Below are 20,563 nucleotides of genomic sequence, written 5' to 3'. Positions count from 1 at the left end.
CATGTCCTCCACCCTCATCACCAACGCCCGCATGGTCAACGAAGGCCGCACCTTCGACGGCGACCTGCGCATCGAGAACGGCCGCATCGCGCAGATCGGCAACGGGCTGGCGCCGCGCGACGGCGAGCAGGTGGTGGACGCAGCCGGACGCTGGTTGCTGCCTGGCATGATCGACGACCAGGTGCACTTCCGCGAACCGGGCCTGACCCACAAGGGCGACATCGCCAGCGAATCGGCGGCTGCGGTGGCCGGTGGCCTGACCAGCTTCATGGACATGCCCAACACCAATCCGCCGACGCTGGATTCGACCATCCTGGAAGCCAAATACGAGCTCGCGCGCGGCCGCGCCTGGGCCAACTACGGCTTCTACCACGGCGCCAGCAATGACAACCTGGATGCCATCCGTGCGCTGGACCCGAAGAAGGCCCCGGGCGTGAAGGTGTTCATGGGCGCCTCCACCGGCAACATGCTGGTGGACAATCCGGAAACGCTGGACGCGATCTTCCGCGAATGCCCGACGCCGATCATCACGCACTGCGAAGACACGCCGATGATCGACGCCAACCTGAAGGCCTTCCAGGAGAAATACGGCGACGCGCTGACCCCGGACATGCATCCGGACATCCGCTCGCGCGAGGCCTGCATCAAGTCGACCCGCCTGGCGATGTCGCTGGCGCGCAAGCACGGCACCCGCCTGCATGTGCTGCACATCTCCACCGCCGATGAGCTGGCGCTGTTCGAGAAGGGTCCGCTGATCCGCGCCGACGGCAGCCGCAAGCAGATCACCGCCGAAACCTGCGTGCACTTCCTGCACTTCGCGCGCCCGGACTATGCGACCAAGGGCAACCTGATCAAGTGCAACCCGGCGATCAAGGAAGTGTCCGACCGCGAGGCGATCACCGCCGCGCTGGCCGATGACGTGCTGGACGTCCTGGCCACCGACCACGCGCCGCACACCTGGGAAGAGAAGCAGAAGCCCTACGCACAGGCGCCGTCGGGCCTGCCGCTGGTGCAGTACGCGCTGGTGGCCGCGCTGGAACGCGTGCACGAAGGCAAGCTGACCCGCGAGCAGGTGGTGCAGAAGTTCGCGCATGCGCCGGCACAGCTGTTCGACGTGGAAGAACGTGGCTTCCTGCGCGAGGGTTACTTCGCCGATCTGGTGCTGGTCGAGGACGTGCCGTTCACGGTCAAGCGCGAGGACGTGCTGTCCAAGTGCGGCTGGTCGCCGTTTGAAGGCACCACCTTCCGCTCGCGCGTGGCCTCCACCTGGGTCAATGGCCAACTGGTGTGGGACGGTAGCAAACTGGTGGGCGAGCCGGCCGGCCAGCGCATGACCTACGACCGCTGATGCGCTCCGCACTTCTGATCGGGGCGCTGCTGGTGGCCGCGCCCCTGTTCACCGCACCGTCGGCGCAGGCACAGGACGGCATCGGCAGCCTGATCGACAGCCGCGTGGTGTTCCCGGCCAGCGCGTCGCAGGGTGCGCTGGTGATCGGCAAGGTACCCGCCGGCAGCCGCGTGCAGTACGCCGGCCGCCAACTGCGGGTGAGCGGCTATGGCAGCGTGGTGTTCGGCATCGGCCGCGACGAGAAGGGTCCGCTGCGCGTGCAGGTGCAGCGCCCTGATGGTGGCAGCGAGACCGCGACCATTGCGGTGACCCCGCGCGACTGGCCCACCGAGCGGGTCAACGGCGTGCCGCCGAAGACGGTCAACCCGCCGCCGGCGATTGCCGAGCGGATCAAGCGCGAACAGGCACAGGTGACCGCCGCGCGTGCCCGCGATGACGATCGCACCGACTTCACCCAGACCTTCATCTGGCCGGTGCAGGGCCGCATCAGCGGCCGCTTCGGCAACGCACGCGTGTACAACGGACAGCCCGGCGCAGGTCATTCCGGCATGGACATCGCGGTACCGACCGGCACGCCGGTGAAGGCGCCGGCGGCCGGCATCGTCACCTTCGCCGGCCCCGACCTGTACCTGACCGGCGGCACGCTGCTGCTCGACCACGGTTTCGGTGTCAGCTCCAACTTCCTGCACCTGTCGCGCATCGACGTAAAAGTTGGCGACCGTGTGGAACAGGGCCAGGTGATCGCTGCGGTCGGCGCCACCGGCCGTGCAACCGGCCCGCACCTGCACTGGGGCATGAACTGGTTCGATACCCGTATCGATCCGTTACTGGTGCTGGAACGCAAGTAACGGTAGTGCCGGCCGCTGGCCGGCAACCTCATCCTCTTCGGCGCCCTGCTGGATGCCGGCCAGCGGCCGGCACTACCAGGTACGTTGGATCAGCCGCGCGCAGCCCACCACACACGCAGCAGGGTGCGTACCGGCGTGGCTTCGATCGGCTTGCCTGCCGCCTGCGCGGCAACGCGTGCACGCGCCAGGCTGGACCACACGCGGCGCGGGCGCGGGCCGGGCACGCGGCTGCCCCAGCCCTTCAACAGATGCTGCGCCCAGCGCAGTGCGGCCGTGCTGGCATCACCGTCCAGCAGGCTGCGCGGCACACCGGCTGCGCCGGCATCCTGCAGGCGCTGGGCCAGGGTCTGCAGCTGCACCGCACGACCGGCGCCAGTGCGCGGCTTGTCCGCGAACAGGGCTGCCTCCACCGCAGCCACGGCTTCAGCGTAATGGGCCAGCGCACGCTCGGCACCGGCTGCATCCAGCGCGACGGTACGCGCTTCAACCAGATCCGGAAGCGCTTCGGCCAGTTGTGCCCACGGCGCACGCACCGGCTCCAGCAGGCGGCCCAGCGGATGGCGCGAACGATGCGCGGCCCAGCTGCGCAGCTCCTCGCCCCACCACGCCAGCTTGGCGTCGGCCGGCAACGGGTCGCCGCTGGTGTTGAGCATGTCGTCGAATTCCTGCAGCAGCGCGAACCACGCCACCGCAAGCTCGCGTTGCGATTCGGCCACGAACGGGGCGGCCACCGACCACTCCGGCCAACGGCTGCGCCACTTGTCGAGGAAACTGTCCAGCGCGGTACTGCTCACTACGTGATTCCTTACGGCTGGGCCGGGGCTGCCGGCCGGGTCGGCCAGAGGCTGGCCAGTTGCAGAAGTTCGGCGTTCTCGACCAGCACGTCGGCCTGCCAGGCCAGCGGATCGTCGCTGTGCAGGCGATAGCCCCACAACGCCGCCACCGACGGCATGGCCGCGGCACGCGCGGCGATGATGTCGCGCTCGTCGTCGCCCACGTACACGCAGTCTTCGGCGGCAATGCCGATGGCCTGCGCGGCGTGCAGCAACGGCAGCGGATGCGGCTTGCGTTCGGCCAGGCTGTCACCACCCACCAGTACCGCACAGCGCTGCTGCCAGCCGTGCTGCGGCAGGATCAAGCGCGCCAGGTATTCAGGCTTGTTGGTGACAATGCCCCACACCGTACCGGCATCGTCCAACGCGGCGAGCATGCCGGCCACGCCATCAAACAGCACTGCGTGCTGGCCGATCAATGCTTCGTAGCGCTGCAGGAATTCCGGGATCAGCGCGTCACGTGCGGCAACGTCCAGTTCCGGGAACGCAGCCGAGACCATCGCCCGCGAGCCCTTCGACACCACGGGGCGCAGCGCGGCCGGATCGATGGGTGCGCGTCCACGCTCGGCCAGCATCGCGTCGCAGGTGGCGACGAAGTCCGGCGCGCTGTCCAGCAGGGTGCCGTCCAGATCGAACAGCACCGCGCGCGGGAAGCGGGCCGCGGTCATGCCGGCTTCACCGCGTAGGCCAGGTAGTTGATGTCGGTACGGCTGCTCAGGCGGGCCTGGTTGCGCCACGGCTCGTAGGCCATGCCGCTGACATCCACCAGCTGCATGTCGGCCTCGCGCAGCCAGCGCGCCAGCTCGGCAGGCTTGATGAATTCCTGGTAGTGGTGGGTACCCTTGGGCAGCAGCCGCGCCACGTACTCGGCGCCGACGATCGCCACCGCGAAGGCGGCGGCGGTGCGGTTGATGGTCGACAGGAACAGGTGGCCGCCCGGCTTCAGCAGGCGCTTGCAGGCCTCGATGATCGCGCCCGGGTCGGGCACGTGCTCGAGCATTTCCATGCAGGTGACCACATCGAAGCTGCCCGGCTGCTCGGCGGCCAGATCTTCGGCAGCCTGCACTCGGTAATCGACCTGGGCGCCGCTTTCCAGCGCATGCAGGCGCGCGACCTTGACCAGTTCCAGGGCCAGGTCGATGGCGGTGACGTCAGCACCGGCCTGGGCCAGCGCTTCACTCAACAGGCCGCCACCACAACCGATGTCGAGCACGCGCGCACCGCGCAGCGGCACGCGATCGGCCACGTACTGCAGGCGCACCGGGTTCAGCGCATGCAGCGGCTTCTGCGGGCCGTCAGCGTCCCACCAGCGGTTGGCCAGCGCGGCGAACTTGTCCAGCTCGGCCTGATCGAAATTGGAGGAAGCGTGGGGGGCAGTCATGAGGGGTCCTTGCGGCGCCGGGGTTCAGGCGCGGATATGACGGATGCGCTCGCGCCACTGGCGCGCGTTGGCGATGATGCCCGGCAGGTCCATGCCGACCAGCTCGCGCTGCACCAGCTTCGGCTTGCCGGCAATCCAGACGTCGCTGACCTGCTGGCGGCCGGTGGCGTACACCAGCTGCGACAGGACGTTGTGCAGCGGCTGGGTTTCCAGCGCGGACAGGTCGACGCAGACCAGATCGGCCTGCTTGCCGACTTCGATGGAACCGATGCGGTCGCCGAAGCCCAGTGCGCGGGCGCCACTCAGGGTGGAGGCGCGCAGCGTGGTCGCTGCATCGAGCGCGGTCGCATCGTCGGCCACGGCCTTGGCCAGGATCGCCGCGGTGCGGTTCTCGCTGAACATGTCCAGGTCGTTGTTGCTGGCGCAGCCATCGGTGCCGATCGCCAGGTTCACGCCGGCGCGCTGCAGGGCGCAGGCCGGGCAGAAACCGGAGGCCAGCTTCAGGTTCGATTCCGGGCAGTGCACCACGCTGACGCCACGTTCGGCGCACAGGTGGATTTCCGCATCGGTCAGCTGGGTCATGTGCACCGCGATCAGGCGGTCGTTGACCAGGCCGAGCCGATCCAGCCGCGCCAGCGGGCGCTGGCCATGCAGCTTGATCGAATCGTTGATCTCCTGCGCGGTCTCGTGGGTGTGCAGGTGCACCTGCATGTCGAGCTGGTCGGACAGCATCCGCACCCGCTCGAAGTTGGCATCGTTGACCGTGTAGGGCGCATGCGGCGCGAACGCGGTGCCGATCAGCGGATCGGTGCGCCACTGGTCGTGCAGTTCACCGGCCTTGGCGAAGTATTCGTCATCGGTCTTGGCCCAGGCGGTGGGGAAATCGATGATGACCGCGCCCACCAGCGCGCGGAAACCGTGCTTCTTGTAGACCGCGGCCTGCACGTCGCCGAAGAAGTAGTTCTCGTTGGCACAGGTGGTACCGCCGCGCAGCATCTCGGCGATGGCCAGGGTGGTGCCGTCGGCAACGAATTCGGGGCCGATCACCGCCGCTTCCACCGGCCAGATGTGCTGCTGCAGCCAGGTCATCAGCGGCAGGTCGTCGGCGACGCCGCGCAGCAGCGTCATCGGGTTGTGCGTGTGCGCATTGACCAGGCCCGGCATCAGGGCAGCCTCGGGGCGGCTCACCACCTGGGTGGCGCGGAACCGCGCGCGCGCCTCGGCACGCGGCAGGATGGCCACGATTTCACTGCCACGCACGGCAACGGCATGGTCTTCCAGCACCACCGCGTGCGGCTCGATCGGAACGACGTAACCGGCTTCGATGAGCAGGTCGCAGGCTTCAGGGAGGTGCGGGCTATCGCTCATGCGGGCTCACTGGCTGTGGGGCGAGATACTTCTGGGGGACACGCCCCTGAGTCAGGGGCTGCCGCGAAGCGGCGGGGTCTGGAGACTCGTGAAGCGGGGCCCATGATCTGCCGAAGCAGATCATGGGAGCGCCAGCGCGAATGCGATGGCGCGTACCCGGCCAGCGGCCGGCACTACCATGATCCGGCTGCGCCGGATTACTTGACGCGTGCGGAGTATTCGCCCGAACGGGTGTCGACGCGGATCACTTCTTCCTGGTTCACGAACAGCGGCACGCGGACCACGGCGCCGGTTTCCAGGGTGGCCGGCTTGCCGCCGCCGCCCGAGGTGTCGCCACGGACGCCCGGATCGGTTTCGGTGATCTTCAGTTCAACGAAGTTCGGCGGCTGCACGAAGATCGGCTCACCGTTCCACAGGGTGACCACGCAGGACTCTTCGCCCTTCAGCCACTTCTCGGCGCCGCCCATGCCGGCCTTGGTGGCCTGGACCTGCTCGAAGGATTCCGGGTCCATGAAGTGCCAGTACTCGCCGTCGCTGTACATGAAGTTCATGTCGGTATCGACGACGTCGGCTGCATCCAGCGAGTCGGTCGACTTCATGGTGACTTCCTGGGTACGGCCGTCCTTGATCAGGCGGTACTTCACGCGGGTGAAGGCCTGGCCCTTGCCCGGCTTGACGTATTCGGTGTCGATGATGACGGCCGGTTGGTTGTTGACCAGGATCTTCATCCCGTTCTTGACGTCGTTCATGCCGTAGCTGGCCATGCGTAAACTCCTGAGTGGCAAAAACGCCGCGGGTGCGGCGAGCCGTTAGAATGGAAAGCCCACCGGATGCCGGTGGGCGACTGTTTTTCTGCCCCCATGATAACCGCAGGCCCCCTCTCCATGCAGCTTTCCGCCTTCCCACGGCCCCAGTCGCCAGGTACGCCCGCGCGCTGGCAGCAGCTCTGGCGCCAGGCGCTGCGTGACCCGCACGCCCTGCTGGCCCGGCTGCAGCTGGACCCGGCCGCGCTGGGCGTCTCGGAGGCGGCCATGGCCCAGTTCGCGCTGCGCGTGCCCGAGGGCTTCGTGGCGCGCATGCGCGTGGGCGATGCGGCCGACCCGCTGCTGCGCCAGGTGCTGCCGGTCGACGAGGAAATGCGTCCGGCACCCGGGTTCAGCTTCGATGCGGTGGGCGATGGCGCTGCCAAGAAGGCCACCGGGGTCATCCAGAAATACCGCGGTCGCGCCCTGCTGGTCGCCACCGGCAGCTGCGCGATCAACTGCCGCTACTGCTTCCGCCGCCACTTCGACTATGGCGCGGAAAACGCCGCCAAGGGCGGCTGGCAGGAGGCCGTAGCCGCCATCGCCGCTGACCCGGACATTGACGAAGTGATCCTGTCCGGCGGTGACCCGCTGTCACTGGCCACGCACAAGCTGGTGGAGCTGACCGACGCCCTGCGCGCGATTCCGCATCTCCGCCGCCTGCGCATCCATACCCGGCTGCCGATCGTGCTGCCGGAGCGCGTGGACGATGAACTGGTCTCCTGGCTGGGCAGCCTGCCCTGGCCGCTGGCGATCGTGGTCCATGCCAATCACGCCAATGAATTCGACGCCAGCGTGGACGCAGCGATGGCCCGCCTGCGCGGCACCGGCGCCCAGCTGCTGAACCAGGCGGTGTTGCTGCGCGGGGTCAACGACAGCGTGCAGGCCCTGCAGGACCTGAGCGAGCGCAGCTTTGCTGCTGGCGTGCTGCCCTATTACCTGCACCAGCTGGACCGGGTCGAGGGCGTGGCCCACTTCGAAGTGGACGACACCCAGGCCAAGGCGCTGATTGCCGGCCTGACCGCACGCCTGTCCGGCTACCTGATCCCCAAGCTGGTGCGCGAACTGCCCGGCGACCCGAGCAAGCGCCCGCTGTAACAAAAAAGGGGACGGAGGGAATTAAGTCGCTTATGCATTTGCGACTTAATTCCCTCCGTCCCCTTTTTTGGGGTCAGACGCCCGATTCGATCATCCGCACCACTTCGGTGGCGGTCACCGGGTGGCTCAGCCAGTAGCCCTGGCCAAGGTCGCAGCCGCGCTGCGCCAGCAGCTCGAACTGTGCCTGCTGCTCGATGCCCTCGGCCACCACGGTGATGCCCAGCGCGTGGGCCATGGCGATGATCGCCGTGGTCAGCGCAAGGTCGTCGGGATCGCGCTGCATGTCGGCAACGAAGCTCTTGTCGATCTTCACGCCGTCCACGGGCACCTGGCGCAGATGACTGAGCCCGGAGAAGCCCGTACCGAAATCGTCCAGCCACACCTTCACGCCGGTGCGGTGCAGCTTGTCCAGCAGCTGCGCGGCAACCATCTCGTCGCCGATCACGGCGGTTTCGGTCAGCTCCAGGTGCAGGCGCGACGCCGGCAGCCCGGACTCATGCAGGCACTGCGCGACCAGTGCCGGCAGTTCGCCGCCACGCAGCTGCCGCGGTGACACGTTGACCGACACGAACAGCTCATCGCCCGCTGCCCCGCGCGGCCACTGCGAGGCCTCCATGCAGGCCGCACGCAGCACCTTCGGGCCGATGATCTCGATCAGGCCACTCTGCTCGGCCACCTCGATGAACACCGAGGGCGGGATCGTGCCCAGGGTCGGATGCTGCCAGCGCAGCAGTACTTCAACGCCGACCATGCGGCGGTCGCGCATGCGGAAGATCGGCTGGTAGGCCAGGCGCAGCTCACCGCGCTCCCAGGCGCCGCGCAGCTCCTGTTCCATATGCACGCGACGCTCGACCGCATGGTCCATCGCCCGGCTGTAATAGCGATAGCAGTTCTTGCCGGCCATCTTCGCCTGGTACATGGCGATGTCGCCGTTCTTCAGCAGCGTGGTCGCATCAGCAGCATCGTCGGGGAACAGGGTCACGCCGATCGAGGTGCCCAGGAACAGTTCCCTGCCCTGCACCACCAGCGGCTTGCCCAGCTCGCGCACCAGCACTTCGGCCAGCAGCCGCGCGTTGGCGGCCACATCACCGTCGCCGACCAGGATCACGAACTCGTCGCCGCCGAAGCGGGCCAGCAGGGCTTCATCGCCCCCGGCCTCGGTGACCGCACGGCCGATACGCTGGGCGAACTGCAGCAATGCCTCATCGCCGGCCTCGTGGCCAAGGGTGTCATTGACCCGCTTGAAATCGTCGATATCGGCGAACAGCAGGCCCAGCCGGTGATTGGCGGCACGGGCCGCCATCAACCGATGATCAAGCGCCTCGCGGAATGCCAGCCGGTTGGTCAGCCCGGTCAGCGCGTCGGTATAGGCCATGCGCCGCACTTCGCGGTCATGGCGTGCGATCGCATCGCGCATCCGGGCGAAACCGCGGACCAGTTCGCCGACCTCGTCGTCGCGGGTGTTCTCGGCCAGGGGTGTCTGGTAGTCACCGGCCTCGATGCGGCGGGCGGCGACGGCAAGATCACGGATCGGCGCGACCAGGGTGCGCTGCACGTACAGGATCACCACCACGCCGATCACCACCAGCAGGCCCAGCATCAGCAGCAGCCAGCCCAGGTGACGGCTGCCAACCTGCTGCAGGCGCTCGCCCAGGGTGGCGTTGGCCGCCTGCTCGCGCTGCTGCACCTCATCCAGCGCCATGCCGACCCGGACGCCGCCAATGCGCTGGTTGCCGATCATGATCGGCATGGTGTTGTCGAGCACCTTCGGTGACTCCTGCACGACCAGCATCTGCGCGGCCGCGGCCTTGGGTGCCAGTGGATCGGCCATCGGCTGACCGAATCCGGACACCTCGACCGAGCCATCGTGTACCAGCCGGCCGCGTTCATCGAACACCAGTACATAGCGCACCACGGGCTGGCGCGCGGTACTGCGCACCAGTACGCCCACCTGATCCAGGTCACGGTAGTACAACGGGTTGGCCAGCGCGTCGGACAGCTCACGCGCCATCGCCTCGCCGCGACTGCGCACGCTGCGGTCGAACAATTCATGGATGACGCCGCCGCTGAGGTTGCGCACCTCGCCCTGCATCGCGGCCTGCCGCCCCAACAACACCGCAAGGATCGCGATCACCACGACCATCGCCCCGCCCATCGCGAGCAGGAACCGGGCCTGCATCCCCGAGCCAAGCCACTTCATTCCACTTCCATCCGCACGCGCGTCAATCCTTGTTTCAATTCATCCAACCGCTGCTGCGCATGCGCATCGACGCGGTGGAACCCGGAAGTGCCAAAAAACCGATGCAGCGCCCCCTGTGCCTGCGGGTCGCTGGCCGCCTGCAGCAGTACTTCCTGCAGGCGATCGCGCACGCGTGGATCAAGGTCGGCGCGGACCATCTCCACCGCACGCGGGTAGGGCTCGGTGCGCAGCAGCTCGCGGAAGTCGCGCTGGAACGCTGCCGGCATCCGCCGCTCGTCGTTCCAGTCCACGCTGCTCACCGCCCCCACGTCAACCACCCCCTTGTGCACGAACGTCGCGATGTTCAGCTCGCTGCGTGCAAATACGTAACCCACACTGTCCCGGCCCGGCATGTCCCATGCACCGGCCAGGATCTGGGGCGACAGGCCCTCCTGCAGCAACGTCATCACCGGCACCAGATAGGCACTGGTGGACGCCGTGTTCTGCAGGGCCAGGCGATGGCCCCGCAGATCCTGAACGCGCTGGATCGGGCTGTCGCGGCGCACGAAGAACACCGTCTGGTAATCACGCACGCCGTTGCGCTCGGTCAGCAGCAGTGGACGGGCGCCACTGCGCTGGCCCAGCGCCACCGCCGTACCGGAGGTTTCCGTGACCCAGTCGACCCTGCCCCGCCGCAGATAGCTGGCCATCTGCTGCGGGTCGCGTGCCATCAGGATCCTCCCCTCCTTGATGCCAACGTCGTGCATGCGCGCCACCACGTAGTCCAGCAATGGTTGCAGCTGCTCGTAATGGGCCTTGGGATCATCGCTGATCCGGCCCAGCACCAGCACCGGGTCCGGTGCTGCACGCACCGTCCCGGCCAGCAGGACCATGGCCAGGCTCAGCAGTCCCCCCTGCATTGCCTTTCGCAGACCCGACACAGGCTTCATCCCCCCTGGGTATCCGGACAGACTACCCGAAAAAATGAGAACGTCGTCAGCTGCCCTTGCCGCCTGCCTGGGCCAGTCGCGCCATGCGCTGGGTGTCGGCGAGGATGCCGCGCAGCAGGCGCACTTCCTGCTCGCTGGGCTCACTGCGCAGGAACAGGCGGCGCAGCTTGCGCATCGCCGATTCCGGGGCGCGGCCCTTGTGGAAATCGATCTCGTCCAGCGTGTCGCCAAGCTGGGCGAAGAAGCTCTCCATCTGCTCGTGGCTGGCCGCCTGTTCGCGGAAGCCAGGCTCGGCATCGGTGGCCGGCTGCGCGCCCAGCAGCTGCATGCGCGTTTCATAGGCCAGCACCTGCACGGCGGCAGCCAGGTTGAGCGAGCTGAACTCCGGGTCGGACGGGATGTGCACCGCTGCATGGCAGAGCTGCAGTTCCTCGTTGGTCAGGCCGGTGCGCTCACGGCCGAACACCAGCGCCACCTCGGCGCCCTCGCCGGCCTTGGCCACCGCGCGGGCAGCGGCATCGGCGGGCAGGTACTCCTCCAGCTGGACGCGGCGTGCACGGGCGGTGCAGCCCAGTACCAGGCGGCAATCGGCCACCGCCTCGGCCAGGGTGGCCACCACCGGGGCATCCCCCAGCACGTCTTCGGCACCGGCCGAGCGGCGGAAGGCCTCCTCGTCCAGTGGCTTTTCGGGGGCAACCAGCACCAGGCGGGCCAGGCCCATGGTCTTCAGGGCGCGGGCGGCGGCGCCCATGTTGCCGGGGTGCTGGGTACCGACCAGGACGAATCGGAGGCGGGTGGCGGCAGGAAACTGGGACATGAACAGGGAAAAGGTCGAGCTGGACGATGACCAATGGTAAACTGTGCAGCCGGCCACTGCGCCGGACCCGCTCTTTTCCCCCGCCAGTCCATCTCTTCTGCCTTTCCGGGAGCCCACGCCATGCAGAAACCCGCCGTAACCGTCATGGTCAAGGCCGCCCGCCTCGCCGGCAACGTCCTGTTGCGCAACATCAACAAGCTCGAGGCACTGAACGTGGTGCAGAAGGGCCGGATGGACTACGCCAGCGAAGTGGATGCGGACGCGGAAAAGGTCATCGTCAAGGAACTCAAGCGCGCCTACCCCGAATACGGTGTATTCGGCGAGGAAGGCGGCGTGCAGGGCGAGCGTCGCCACATGTGGGTCATCGACCCGCTGGACGGCACCAGCAACTACCTGCGCGGCGTGCCGCACTACTGCGTGTCGATCGCCCTGGTCGAGAACGGCGAGCCGACCGATGCGGTCATCTTCGACCCGCTGCGCAATGAACTGTTCACCGCCAGCCGTGGCGCCGGCGCCGTGCTGAACGACCGCCGCATCCGCGTGGCCGAACGCAAGGATCTGGAAGGCACCATGATCCACACCGGCTTCGCGCCGCGTGAGCGCAACCGCGCCAGCGCCCAGCTGAAGGCGGTCGACGCCCTGCTGGTACACGGCGAAGACATCCGCCGCACCGGCTCGGCGGCACTGGACCTGGCCTACGTGGCCTGCGGCCGCGCCGACGCCTACTTCGAAGCTGGCGTAAAGGCATGGGACATCGCTGCCGGCCTGCTGCTGGTCCGCGAGGCCGGTGGCAAGGTCTGCGACTTCAAGGGCGCGACCCTGGGCCGCATGGATAACCGTGGCCCGGAGACCCACCAGATCGTGGCCGGCAACCTGAAGGTGGCCGAGTCGCTGCAGAAGGTACTGGTCAACACCGGTTACGCGGCGGAGTTCGACGCGAAGTTCTGATCTGCGCGTAGACGCGGTTCTTGGAGACGGCACCTGCGAAGGTGCCGTTTTCGTTTGTGCGCACGGAGATTCGTTTCCGCGACCGCGGAGGGGTGTCACTTTCTTTGCGCGCAAAGAAAGTAACCAAAGAAACGCTCCGCCAGCCGCGAGCCGTCGCTACGCGCCGGTACCCTGCGCTTCTCGGCGAATCAGGGGACGGCGCCGAACTCGCTGCGCTCAAACATCGGCGCCTCTTCGCCCCTGATTCCCCTGCGATGCTCGGCTCGCTTGAAGGCGGACCCAAGGTCAAATGCCACAGCTGCACCCAGTAGGTCCACGCCATGCGTGGATGCCGTTGCCGTTGCCGTTGCCGTTGATCTTGACCTTCCAGTCCGCCTTGAGCGAGCCGAGCACCGCAGGTCCGGCGAGGGCGAAGAGGTGCGGGTGTCTGAGCGCAGCGAGTTCCCGCACCGTCCCTCGACGGACCGAGGAGCGCAGGGTACCGATGCGCAGCATCGGCTCGCGCCCCGGCGGCGTGTTTCTTTGGTTACTTTCTTTGCACGAGCAAAGAAAGTGACACCCCTCCGCGGTCGCGGAAATGATCCCGGCACCACCCATGCGTGCGCGCGCAAACAAAAACGCCCGGCGCGAGGCCAGGCGTTCCTGCACTACCGTGGAAGTACGGAGGCTTACGCCACCGTCGACGCCCGCAGCGCGGCGATGCGCTCTTCCAGCGGCGGGTGGCTCATGAACAGCTTCTTCGCCGTCGAACCGGCAATACCGAACGCCGCGATCTGGGTCGGCAGCGTGCTCTGGCCGTGGTTGAGCTGCAGGCGTTCCAGCGCGGCGATCATCTTCTGGCGGCCGGCCAACGAGGCACCGCCTGCGTCGGCGCGGAACTCGCGGTGGCGCGAGAACCACATCGAGATCATCGTCGCGAACAGGCCGAACACCATCTCCAGCACGAACACGATGATGTAGTAGGCGAAGCCACGACCGCCACCTTCGCGGTTGCCCGACAGTGCGCTGTCGATGATGCCGCCGACCACGCGGGCCAGTACGATGACGAAGGTGTTCAGCACACCCTGCAGCAGGGCCATGGTGATCATGTCACCGTTAGCGACGTGGGCGATCTCGTGGCCCAGCACCGCTTCGGCCTCGTCTTCGCTCATGTTGTGCAGCAGGCCGGTGGACACCGCCACCAGCGCGTTGTTGCGGTTGGCACCGGTGGCGAAGGCATTGATCTCCGGACCTTCATACACGGCCACTTCGGGCATGCCGATGCCGGCCGCCTTGGCCTGGCGCTCGACGGTGGCCAGCAGCCAGCGCTCGGTCTGGTTGCGCGGCTCGGTGATCACCACCGCGCCGGTGGAGCGCTTGGCCATCCACTTGGACAGCAGCAGCGAGATGAAGGAGCCACCGAAACCGAAGATGCCGGCCATGATCAGCAGGCCGCTCATCTTGCTGGGGTCGGTTCCCAACAGCGACATCACGATGCTGGCCAGGATCAGCACGGCAAAGTTCGTGGCCAGGAAGAGGGCAATACGGGTGAACATGGGAAATTCCGGCTCGGAAGGGGTCGATATCGATCAATTTGCGGTGCGGTCAGCTTGAATTCAAGCGCCAACCTGACCGACGATTCAGCCAGCATGACCTCCCCCATTCCCTGCGGCCGCTTCGCCCCTTCGCCGACCGGCCTGCTCCACCCCGGATCCCTGCTCGCCGCCTTCGGCAGCTGGCTGCTCGCCCGCCATCACGGCGGCCTGTGGCGGCTGCGCGTCGAAGACGTCGACCCGCCGCGCACCGTGCCCGGTGCGGCGGAATCACAGCTGCAGGCGCTGGCCGCGTTCGGCCTGGCCCACGATGGCCCGGTGCTCTGGCAGAGCACGCGCGGCGAGGCCTACCAGGCCGCGCTGGATGTACTGCTCGCCAGCGACCAGGCCTTTGTCTGCCACTGCAGCCGCAGCGAGCTGGCTGCCAGCGGCGGCATCCATCACCGCTGCGTAGCGCGGCAACCACGACCGGACCCCGCCGTCCGTTTCCGCGTGCCACCGCGCAGCATCGTGCATTTCGACGATGGCCTGCGCGGCCCGCAGCAGCAGGACGTGCAGGCCGAGGTCGGCGACTTCGTGCTGCGCCGCGCCGATGGCTGCTGGGCCTACCAGTTGGCGGTGGTGGTCGATGACGCCGCGCAGGGCGTGACCGAAGTGGTGCGCGGTGCCGACCTGCTCGACTCCACCGCGCGGCAGATCCTGCTGCAGCAGGCGCTGGGTCTGGCGGTGCCACGCTACTGGCACCTGCCGCTGCTGCTGGATACGCCGGGCCACAAGCTGTCCAAGTCACTGGCGGCGCTGCCGGTGGACAGCGAACGCCCGATGCCGGTGCTGCGCCAGCTCTGGCAGCTGCTCGGCCAAGCCCCTGAGGCGCTGGACCACGCGCAGGAGCTGGACGCGCTGCTCGCCGCCGCGCAACGGGCCTTCGACCCGGCGCGGTTGCCGCGTAGCGACATCCTGTTGCCGGCCGGCGCACTTTCCGCGCCGATGTTGCAGAATCACCCTTCCCCCACCTGATACCCGGACAGCACTCCATGACATCTCGCGTCGCACTGGTCACCGGCGGAACCGGCGGCATCGGTACCGCCATCTGCCAACGCCTGGCCGACCAGGGCCACCGGGTCGCCACCAACTACCGCGACGAGGCCAAGGCCCGCGCCTGGCAGCAGGCGATGACCGAACGCGGCTACAGCGTGTCGATCTTCCCGGGCGATGTCTCCGATCCGGACAGCGCCGAAGCGCTGGTGCGCGCGGTCGAGGCCGAACTGGGTCCGGTCGAGATCCTGATCAACAACGCCGGCATCACCCGCGATACCACCTTCCACCGCATGCGCGCAGACCAGTGGCACGATGTGATCAACACCAATCTCAATTCGGTGTTCAACGTCACCCGTCCGGTCATCGAGGGCATGCGCCGCCGCGGCTGGGGCCGGGTCATCCAGATCAGCTCGATCAACGGCCTGAAGGGCCAGTACGGTCAGGCCAACTACGCGGCGGCCAAGGCCGGCATGCACGGCTTCACCATCTCGCTGGCCCGCGAGAACGCCGGTTTTGGCATCACCGTCAACACCATTTCGCCCGGCTACGTCGCTACCGACATGGTGATGGCGGTGCCGGAGGAGGTGCGTGCCAAGATCATCGCCGACATCCCCACCGGACGCCTGGGCAAGCCGGAGGAAATCGCCTACGGCGTCTCGTTCCTGGTCGCCGATGAAGCCTCGTGGATCACCGGTAGCAACCTGGACATCAACGGCGGCCACCATATGGGTTGGTAAGCCGCGCAGCGGGCCATCGCGGCGAACGCCGCCGGCCCCTGCCAAGAGTCATGCTGCGCAGCACGCAAACCCTTGTTGCGCAACATGATCGCCGCCGAAAGCCAAGCCTGGCGGGGGCTGAGGCGGTTGCAACGGCTGCTGCACTGCGCCATGCTGCGCGTCTACTGTGACGAGTACCGCTTCATGGCTGCGACCCGCATCATCAAGAAGTATCCGAACCGCCGTCTCTACGACACCGAGATCTCCAGCTACATCACCATCGAGGACGTGCGCCAGCTGATCCTGGACGGTGAAGACTTCGAAGTCCGCGACGCAAAGAGCGGCGACGACCTCACGCGATCGGTCCTGCTGCAGATCATCGCCGACCAGGAACAGGACGGCGAACCGATGCTGTCCACCCAGCTGCTGAGCCAGCTGATCCGCTTCTACGGCGATTCCCTGCAGGGCTTCATGGGCAACTACCTGGAGCGCAGCATGCAGGTCTTCCTCGACCAGCAGCAGCAGTTCCGCCAGCAGATGGGCAACCTGCTGGGGCAGACCCCGTGGGCGATGATGAACCAGCTGACCGAGCGCAACCTGGAGTTGTGGCAGGAATTCCAGCGCAACATGGGCACCGGCTTCGGTGGCCCGCGTCCGGGCGGCACCGGAACGGGAACCGGCGCAGGTACCGGCAACAAGCCGAACGAACCGGGCACCGGCACCGGCGGCAAGACCCGCCGCTGAGCTGCTGCAACGGCTGATACGAAAACGGCGCGCCCCTGGCGCGCCGTATTGTTTGGCATCGCGCCAACGATACGTCAGCGTTTCGCCTTGCACCCCGTGCATACGCGCTCGACCTTGTAACCCTTCGCCTTCAGCTTCTCGACCACGCCGTCGTTGCCCAGCAGGTGCAGCGTGCCCACCACCACCAGCGTACCGCCCTGCCCTGCCTGCAGGTACGGCAGCAGCTTCGGCACCCAGGCGTCATTGCGGCCGGTATTGATGCGCTGATACAGCTGCGGATACTGCTGGCGCATTTCCGCCGCCATCCGGGTCCACAGCACGCGCTCGTCACCGCGGCGCCAGGCGTCGTGCAGCTGGCGTGCCTGCTCGTCGGCCTTGCCGGCCTGGTCCAGCGCTTCGGCCAGCATCTGCCGCTGTTCCTGCAGCGTCATTCCGTCGAGCATGCCGATCTGGGTGTCGATGTCTTCCAGTCCCGCAGTCTTGCGCCCGGTCTTCTGCGCACGCTCCATGAAGTGACGGTCCAGGCCCAGTGCCGGGTCCAGGCCCAGCTTCTGCATCTGCCCGACCGAAATGCTCAGGCCGACAAACCACGGCTTCATCCCCTGCATCTGCGCCAGCGGCAGCTTGTTTTCGGTGGCGAACACCTGCAGCTTCTGCCAGGTCGCAGCATCCAGATCGCGCTTGAGCTCGCTGCCATCGGTGCGCACCGCAGCCTGCACCAAGCGGCTGGCCAGCTGTGGCGACTGCATGTCTTCCGGCGACAGTTCGAACACGACCCGCTGCGAGGCCTCGAACGCCTGTTCAACATCGGGCGACAACGGGTAATCCTGCGGCTTCAGCAGGTGGAAGGAACCGAGCAGGTAGAGGCGCGAGTCACCCGGGCCGGTCACTTTCCACAGCAACGGCACCGGCGGCTTGGCCGCCGCTGCGCCAGCGGTATCGGCTTGCACGGTACGCGCCGCAACCAGCGGTGCCAGCGCACAGGCCGCCAACAGAACGGTGGCACGCAACAGGGATCTGATCGGCATATCAGCCTTCTCCTTCAGGCAGGTGGTAGGCCTTCTCGCCCGCTTCCACGCGCAGGTCCAACCGGTTTTCCGGTGGCGCCAACGGGCAGGTCGCGTAAGCGGTGAACGCACACGGTGGGTTGTAGGCATGGTTGAAATCGATGCGCACCGTGCCATCGGCGCCCGGCGCGTCGGTGTCCAGGTAACGCCCGGCCGGATAGCTGCCACGGCCACTGGTGCGGTCGGCAAATATCAGGAACAGCGGCTGCCCCGGCGCACCGATCGCCTCCAGCCGCCAGCTGCGGCCATCGCGCTGGAACTCGACCGCGCCGGCATTGGGCATTTCGGTGGTCAGGCCGGTGATGTCGACGATGGGCAGGGTCTTGCCCGGCGGGTGCGCGATGAAGCGCGCCTGCACCTGCCAGTCTGGGCCGCCCGGCCAGTACTCCAGCCCACCGAAATCGCGACGTGCCGGCGCATCGGCGTGCTTGACCCGCAGCGCATCGCGCGGACCGCGGCGGATGATGCTGAGCTGGCCTTTGCCGCCATCGAACGCCAGCAGCGTCGGCTGCGCATCCTTGTCGGTGTCGATGCGGATGCGGCCGCGCACCGGCTGGCCATCATGGCTGACATCCACACCGGCTTCGGGCGTGAACCACCATTGGCTGCCTTCACGGCGCAGCAGGCCCAGCTTGTCCGGCCCAACCGCCAGGCGGATGCCATTGGTCGCGCCGCTGCCGACGAAGTGGGATTTGTTCTGCAGCCAGTGCAGGCCGACCAGCGCGGTCCAGCCATCGGGCCGGGTCAGGTCCTGATAGCGTGCCACCCGCCACTGCTGCTGCTCGGCGGCATAGGACGGATCCTCCGCGGCCGAGGCTGGTGCCGGCGGCGTTGCCGGGCTGCAGGCGGCCAACACCAAAGCGGCCAGCAGGCCGCCCATTCCCCGATAACGCATCGGTGCTCCCCTCAACGTCCGCGCAGGAACCAGCGGTCGATCTCCGCCAGCGAAAAACGGGCCCAGGTCGGTCGGCCGTGGTTGCACTGGCCGGACCGCTCGGTGATTTCCATGTCGCGCAGCAGCGCGTTCATTTCCGGCACGGTCAGGCGCCGGTTGGCGCGCACCGCGCCATGGCAGGCCATGGTCGACAGCAGTTCGTCGCGTGCACTGGCCACGCGCCGGCTCTGGCCGTGTTCGCGCAGGTCGGTCAGCACGTCGCGCAGCAGGCCTTCCGGTTCGGCATGCGCCAGCAGCGCCGGAATGCTGCGCACGTGCAGCGCACCGGGACCGGCACGGGTCACTTCGAAGCCGAGTGCGGCCAGGGTTTCACTTTCATTCTCGGCGGTGTCGGCTTCGCGCTCGCCCACTGCGAGCGTGATCGGCACCAGCAGCGGCTGCGACTGCAGGCCGATGCCATCGTGCGCGTTCTTCAGCCGCTCGTAACCGATGCGTTCGTGTGCCGCATGCATGTCGACCACGATCAGGCCTTCGGCGTTCTCGGCCAGGATGTAGATGCCATGCAGCTGCGCGATCGCGTAGCCCAGCGGTGGCACGCCAGCGTCGGCACTGGTGACCGGCAGCCCGTTCTCGGTCGGCATCGGCGGCAGCGCAGCACCGCGTTCGGCGCCGGCCGGTGCGGCATACAGCGCGGCATAGGCCGCCGGTGCATCGGCCACCTGCAATCCCAGCGGTTGCTGCGGGCGCCAACCCGAGAATCCACCACCGCCACCACTCGAACCGGCACCCGGTGCGGCACCGCGTACCAGACCGAAACCGGAGGCACCCGCACTGGAGAGCATCGGTGCCGCGCCTGCATCCACCGGATGCGCGGAGCCGGCGCCGATGTCCTGCACCGACATGCCGGCGCGGGTATCGGCCAGCGCATCCTTCAGCGTGCGGTAGACAAAATCATGCACCAGCCGCGAGTCGCGGAAGCGCACCTCGTGCTTGGCCGGGTGCACGTTGACGTCGACGCGGGTCGGGTCAAGCTCCAGGAACAGCACGTAGGCCGGTTGGCGGCCGTGATACAGCACATCGCCATAGGCCATCTTCACCGCATGGGCGACGCTGCGGTCGCGCACCGAGCGGCCGTTGACGTACAGGTACTGCTGGTCGGCGCTGGCGCGCGAATAATGCGGCTGCGCGATCCAGCCGTGCAGGCGAAGGCCGGCACCGCTGTGGTCGACGCGAACGGCCTGGTTGGCGAAATCCTCGCCCAGCGTTTCGGCCAATCGCGCATCGGAATACAGATCGCCCGGCTTGTAGCGACGCGAGGCCTTGCCGTTGTGCGAGACGCGCAGTTCGACATCCGGCCGCGCCAGCGCCAGCGAACGCAGCCATTCTTCGATATGGCCCAGCTCGGTGCGCTCGGCGCGCAGGAACTTGCGCCGCGCCGGTACGTTGTAGAACAGCTCGCGCACTTCCACCGTGGTGCCCGGCGCATGCGCGCGGGGCGTCACTTCGCCGATCTTGCCGCCTTCGATCTGCAGCGCCGAACCGTGTTCGTCATGTGCGCGACGCGAGGACAGGGTGAAGCGGCTGACCGAGGCGATCGACGGCAGCGCTTCACCCCGGAAACCGAGCGTGGCCACCGATTCAAGATCGTCCAGATCGGCAATCTTGCTGGTGGCGTGGCGCGACACCGCCAGCGGCAACTGTTCCGGCGCGATGCCACTGCCGTTGTCGCGGATGCGGATCAGGCGGACACCGCCCTCTTCAAGATCGATATCAACGCGGCTGGCGCCGGCATCGATCGCGTTCTCGACCAGCTCCTTGACCACCGACGCGGGACGTTCGACCACTTCGCCAGCGGCGATCTGGTTGATGAGGATCTCCGGCAACGGCCGGATCGGGCGCGGATGGGTAGCAGACGTCATGCGGGGATGATAACGGAGCGTCCGAGGGTAGAGTCGAGCCATGCTCGACTGACGGGCTACCGGTAAGGCCCAGTCGAGC

20 protein-coding genes are annotated in these 20,563 nt (G+C 67.5%); 7 read left to right on the top strand and 13 right to left on the bottom strand.

The annotated features are described in order from the left end of the window. The first annotated feature begins 1 nt into the window (after position 1). Positions 2–1,348 carry a dihydroorotase gene (locus ACX9OT_RS06070; protein WP_010486624.1) on the top strand — a complete coding sequence of 449 codons (1,347 nt, stop codon included), beginning with the start codon at positions 2–4 and terminating at the stop codon, positions 1,346–1,348. Beyond that, on the top strand, positions 1,348–2,196 hold the full coding sequence (locus ACX9OT_RS06065) for a M23 family metallopeptidase (protein WP_180866268.1): 849 nt from the start codon (positions 1,348–1,350) through the stop codon (positions 2,194–2,196). Before ACX9OT_RS06070 ends, ACX9OT_RS06065 begins: the two co-directional genes overlap by 1 nt. An 89-nt stretch (positions 2,197–2,285) precedes the next feature. Here the strand turns inward: ACX9OT_RS06065 and ACX9OT_RS06060 are convergent, their stop codons facing one another. The 5 genes from ACX9OT_RS06060 to efp all read right to left on the bottom strand — a co-directional run bounded on the left by ACX9OT_RS06060 (position 2,286) and on the right by efp (position 6,542). Continuing rightward, the gene (locus ACX9OT_RS06060; RefSeq protein WP_459001404.1) at positions 2,286–2,990 is read right to left on the bottom strand and encodes a squalene/phytoene synthase family protein; all 705 of its coding nucleotides are present in this window, start codon (positions 2,988–2,990) and stop codon (positions 2,286–2,288) included. 11 nt (positions 2,991–3,001) lie between these two features. Then, complete coding sequence (locus ACX9OT_RS06055; protein ID WP_110712927.1) at positions 3,002–3,697, bottom strand: phosphoglycolate phosphatase; 696 nt, start codon at positions 3,695–3,697, stop codon at positions 3,002–3,004. Continuing rightward, the gene (gene ubiG / locus ACX9OT_RS06050; RefSeq protein WP_459001402.1) at positions 3,694–4,410 is read right to left on the bottom strand and encodes a bifunctional 2-polyprenyl-6-hydroxyphenol methylase/3-demethylubiquinol 3-O-methyltransferase UbiG; all 717 of its coding nucleotides are present in this window, start codon (positions 4,408–4,410) and stop codon (positions 3,694–3,696) included. Before ubiG ends, ACX9OT_RS06055 begins: the two co-directional genes overlap by 4 nt. Before the next feature lie 24 nt (positions 4,411–4,434). Then, the gene (locus tag ACX9OT_RS06045) at positions 4,435–5,778 is read right to left on the bottom strand and encodes a TRZ/ATZ family hydrolase (protein WP_459001400.1); all 1,344 of its coding nucleotides are present in this window, start codon (positions 5,776–5,778) and stop codon (positions 4,435–4,437) included. A 197-nt stretch (positions 5,779–5,975) separates the two neighbouring features. Next, the gene (gene efp, locus ACX9OT_RS06040) at positions 5,976–6,542 is read right to left on the bottom strand and encodes an elongation factor P (protein WP_014037874.1); all 567 of its coding nucleotides are present in this window, start codon (positions 6,540–6,542) and stop codon (positions 5,976–5,978) included. Between the two features lie 96 nt (positions 6,543–6,638). Between efp and epmB the strand changes: the two genes are divergently transcribed. Then, positions 6,639–7,679 carry an EF-P beta-lysylation protein EpmB gene (gene epmB / locus ACX9OT_RS06035; RefSeq protein WP_459001398.1) on the top strand — a complete coding sequence of 347 codons (1,041 nt, stop codon included), beginning with the start codon at positions 6,639–6,641 and terminating at the stop codon, positions 7,677–7,679. A gap of 73 nt (positions 7,680–7,752) precedes the next feature. Here epmB and ACX9OT_RS06030 read toward each other — a convergent pair whose 3' ends face one another. From ACX9OT_RS06030 to ACX9OT_RS06020, 3 genes are all read right to left on the bottom strand, one after another. After that, positions 7,753–9,879: a putative bifunctional diguanylate cyclase/phosphodiesterase gene (locus tag ACX9OT_RS06030; protein WP_049423917.1), complete on the bottom strand. Its 2,127-nt coding sequence runs from the start codon at positions 9,877–9,879 to the stop codon at positions 7,753–7,755. Then, positions 9,876–10,778 carry a phosphate/phosphite/phosphonate ABC transporter substrate-binding protein gene (locus ACX9OT_RS06025; RefSeq protein WP_459001503.1) on the bottom strand — a complete coding sequence of 301 codons (903 nt, stop codon included), beginning with the start codon at positions 10,776–10,778 and terminating at the stop codon, positions 9,876–9,878. Before ACX9OT_RS06025 ends, ACX9OT_RS06030 begins: the two co-directional genes overlap by 4 nt. Before the next feature lie 76 nt (positions 10,779–10,854). Continuing rightward, positions 10,855–11,625, bottom strand: coding sequence for an RNA methyltransferase (locus tag ACX9OT_RS06020; RefSeq protein ID WP_459001395.1), 771 nt, complete (start codon positions 11,623–11,625; stop codon positions 10,855–10,857). 120 nt (positions 11,626–11,745) lie between these two features. Here ACX9OT_RS06020 and ACX9OT_RS06015 point away from each other — a divergent pair, with 120 nt between their 5' ends. Further along, complete coding sequence (locus ACX9OT_RS06015; protein WP_049401244.1) at positions 11,746–12,573, top strand: inositol monophosphatase family protein; 828 nt, start codon at positions 11,746–11,748, stop codon at positions 12,571–12,573. 285 nt (positions 12,574–12,858) lie between these two features. On the opposite strand, the gene ACX9OT_RS06010 is transcribed toward ACX9OT_RS06015, so the two are convergent. Together ACX9OT_RS06010 and htpX are read right to left on the bottom strand one after the other, a co-directional pair. After that, positions 12,859–13,221: a hypothetical protein gene (locus ACX9OT_RS06010; protein ID WP_459001393.1), complete on the bottom strand. Its 363-nt coding sequence runs from the start codon at positions 13,219–13,221 to the stop codon at positions 12,859–12,861. Between the two features lie 20 nt (positions 13,222–13,241). Further along, positions 13,242–14,108, bottom strand: a complete 867-nt coding sequence (gene htpX / locus ACX9OT_RS06005; protein WP_049457138.1) for a protease HtpX — start codon at positions 14,106–14,108, stop codon at positions 13,242–13,244. A gap of 93 nt (positions 14,109–14,201) precedes the next feature. On the opposite strand from htpX, the gene gluQRS reads away from it, so the two are divergent. From gluQRS to phaR, 3 genes are all read left to right on the top strand, one after another. Continuing rightward, positions 14,202–15,122 (top strand): tRNA glutamyl-Q(34) synthetase GluQRS, encoded by a 921-nt coding sequence (gene gluQRS, locus ACX9OT_RS06000; protein WP_459001390.1) that lies wholly within the window; start codon positions 14,202–14,204, stop codon positions 15,120–15,122. A 17-nt stretch (positions 15,123–15,139) separates the two neighbouring features. Then, positions 15,140–15,880, top strand: a complete 741-nt coding sequence (gene phbB, locus ACX9OT_RS05995) for an acetoacetyl-CoA reductase (protein ID WP_049401241.1) — start codon at positions 15,140–15,142, stop codon at positions 15,878–15,880. Positions 15,881–16,063: 183 nt separating this feature from the next. Continuing rightward, positions 16,064–16,603 carry a polyhydroxyalkanoate synthesis repressor PhaR gene (gene phaR / locus ACX9OT_RS05990; protein ID WP_032130258.1) on the top strand — a complete coding sequence of 180 codons (540 nt, stop codon included), beginning with the start codon at positions 16,064–16,066 and terminating at the stop codon, positions 16,601–16,603. Between the two features lie 74 nt (positions 16,604–16,677). Here phaR and ACX9OT_RS05985 read toward each other — a convergent pair whose 3' ends face one another. From ACX9OT_RS05985 to mutL, 3 genes are read right to left on the bottom strand one after another with little or no spacing between them, the layout of a single operon-like run. Further along, the gene (locus ACX9OT_RS05985) at positions 16,678–17,631 is read right to left on the bottom strand and encodes a TraB/GumN family protein (protein WP_459001388.1); all 954 of its coding nucleotides are present in this window, start codon (positions 17,629–17,631) and stop codon (positions 16,678–16,680) included. A 1-nt stretch (position 17,632) separates the two neighbouring features. Continuing rightward, on the bottom strand, positions 17,633–18,565 hold the full coding sequence (locus tag ACX9OT_RS05980) for a DUF1684 domain-containing protein (protein WP_049463079.1): 933 nt from the start codon (positions 18,563–18,565) through the stop codon (positions 17,633–17,635). Between the two features lie 11 nt (positions 18,566–18,576). Then, positions 18,577–20,484, bottom strand: coding sequence for a DNA mismatch repair endonuclease MutL (gene mutL / locus ACX9OT_RS05975; protein WP_121505054.1), 1,908 nt, complete (start codon positions 20,482–20,484; stop codon positions 18,577–18,579). Positions 20,485–20,563: the final 79 nt, after the last annotated feature.

It is taken from the genome of Stenotrophomonas genospecies 3 (assembly GCF_054473855.1).
Note: the sequence above shows the minus strand (reverse complement) of the source record. Positions and strands in the feature narration are given on the sequence as shown.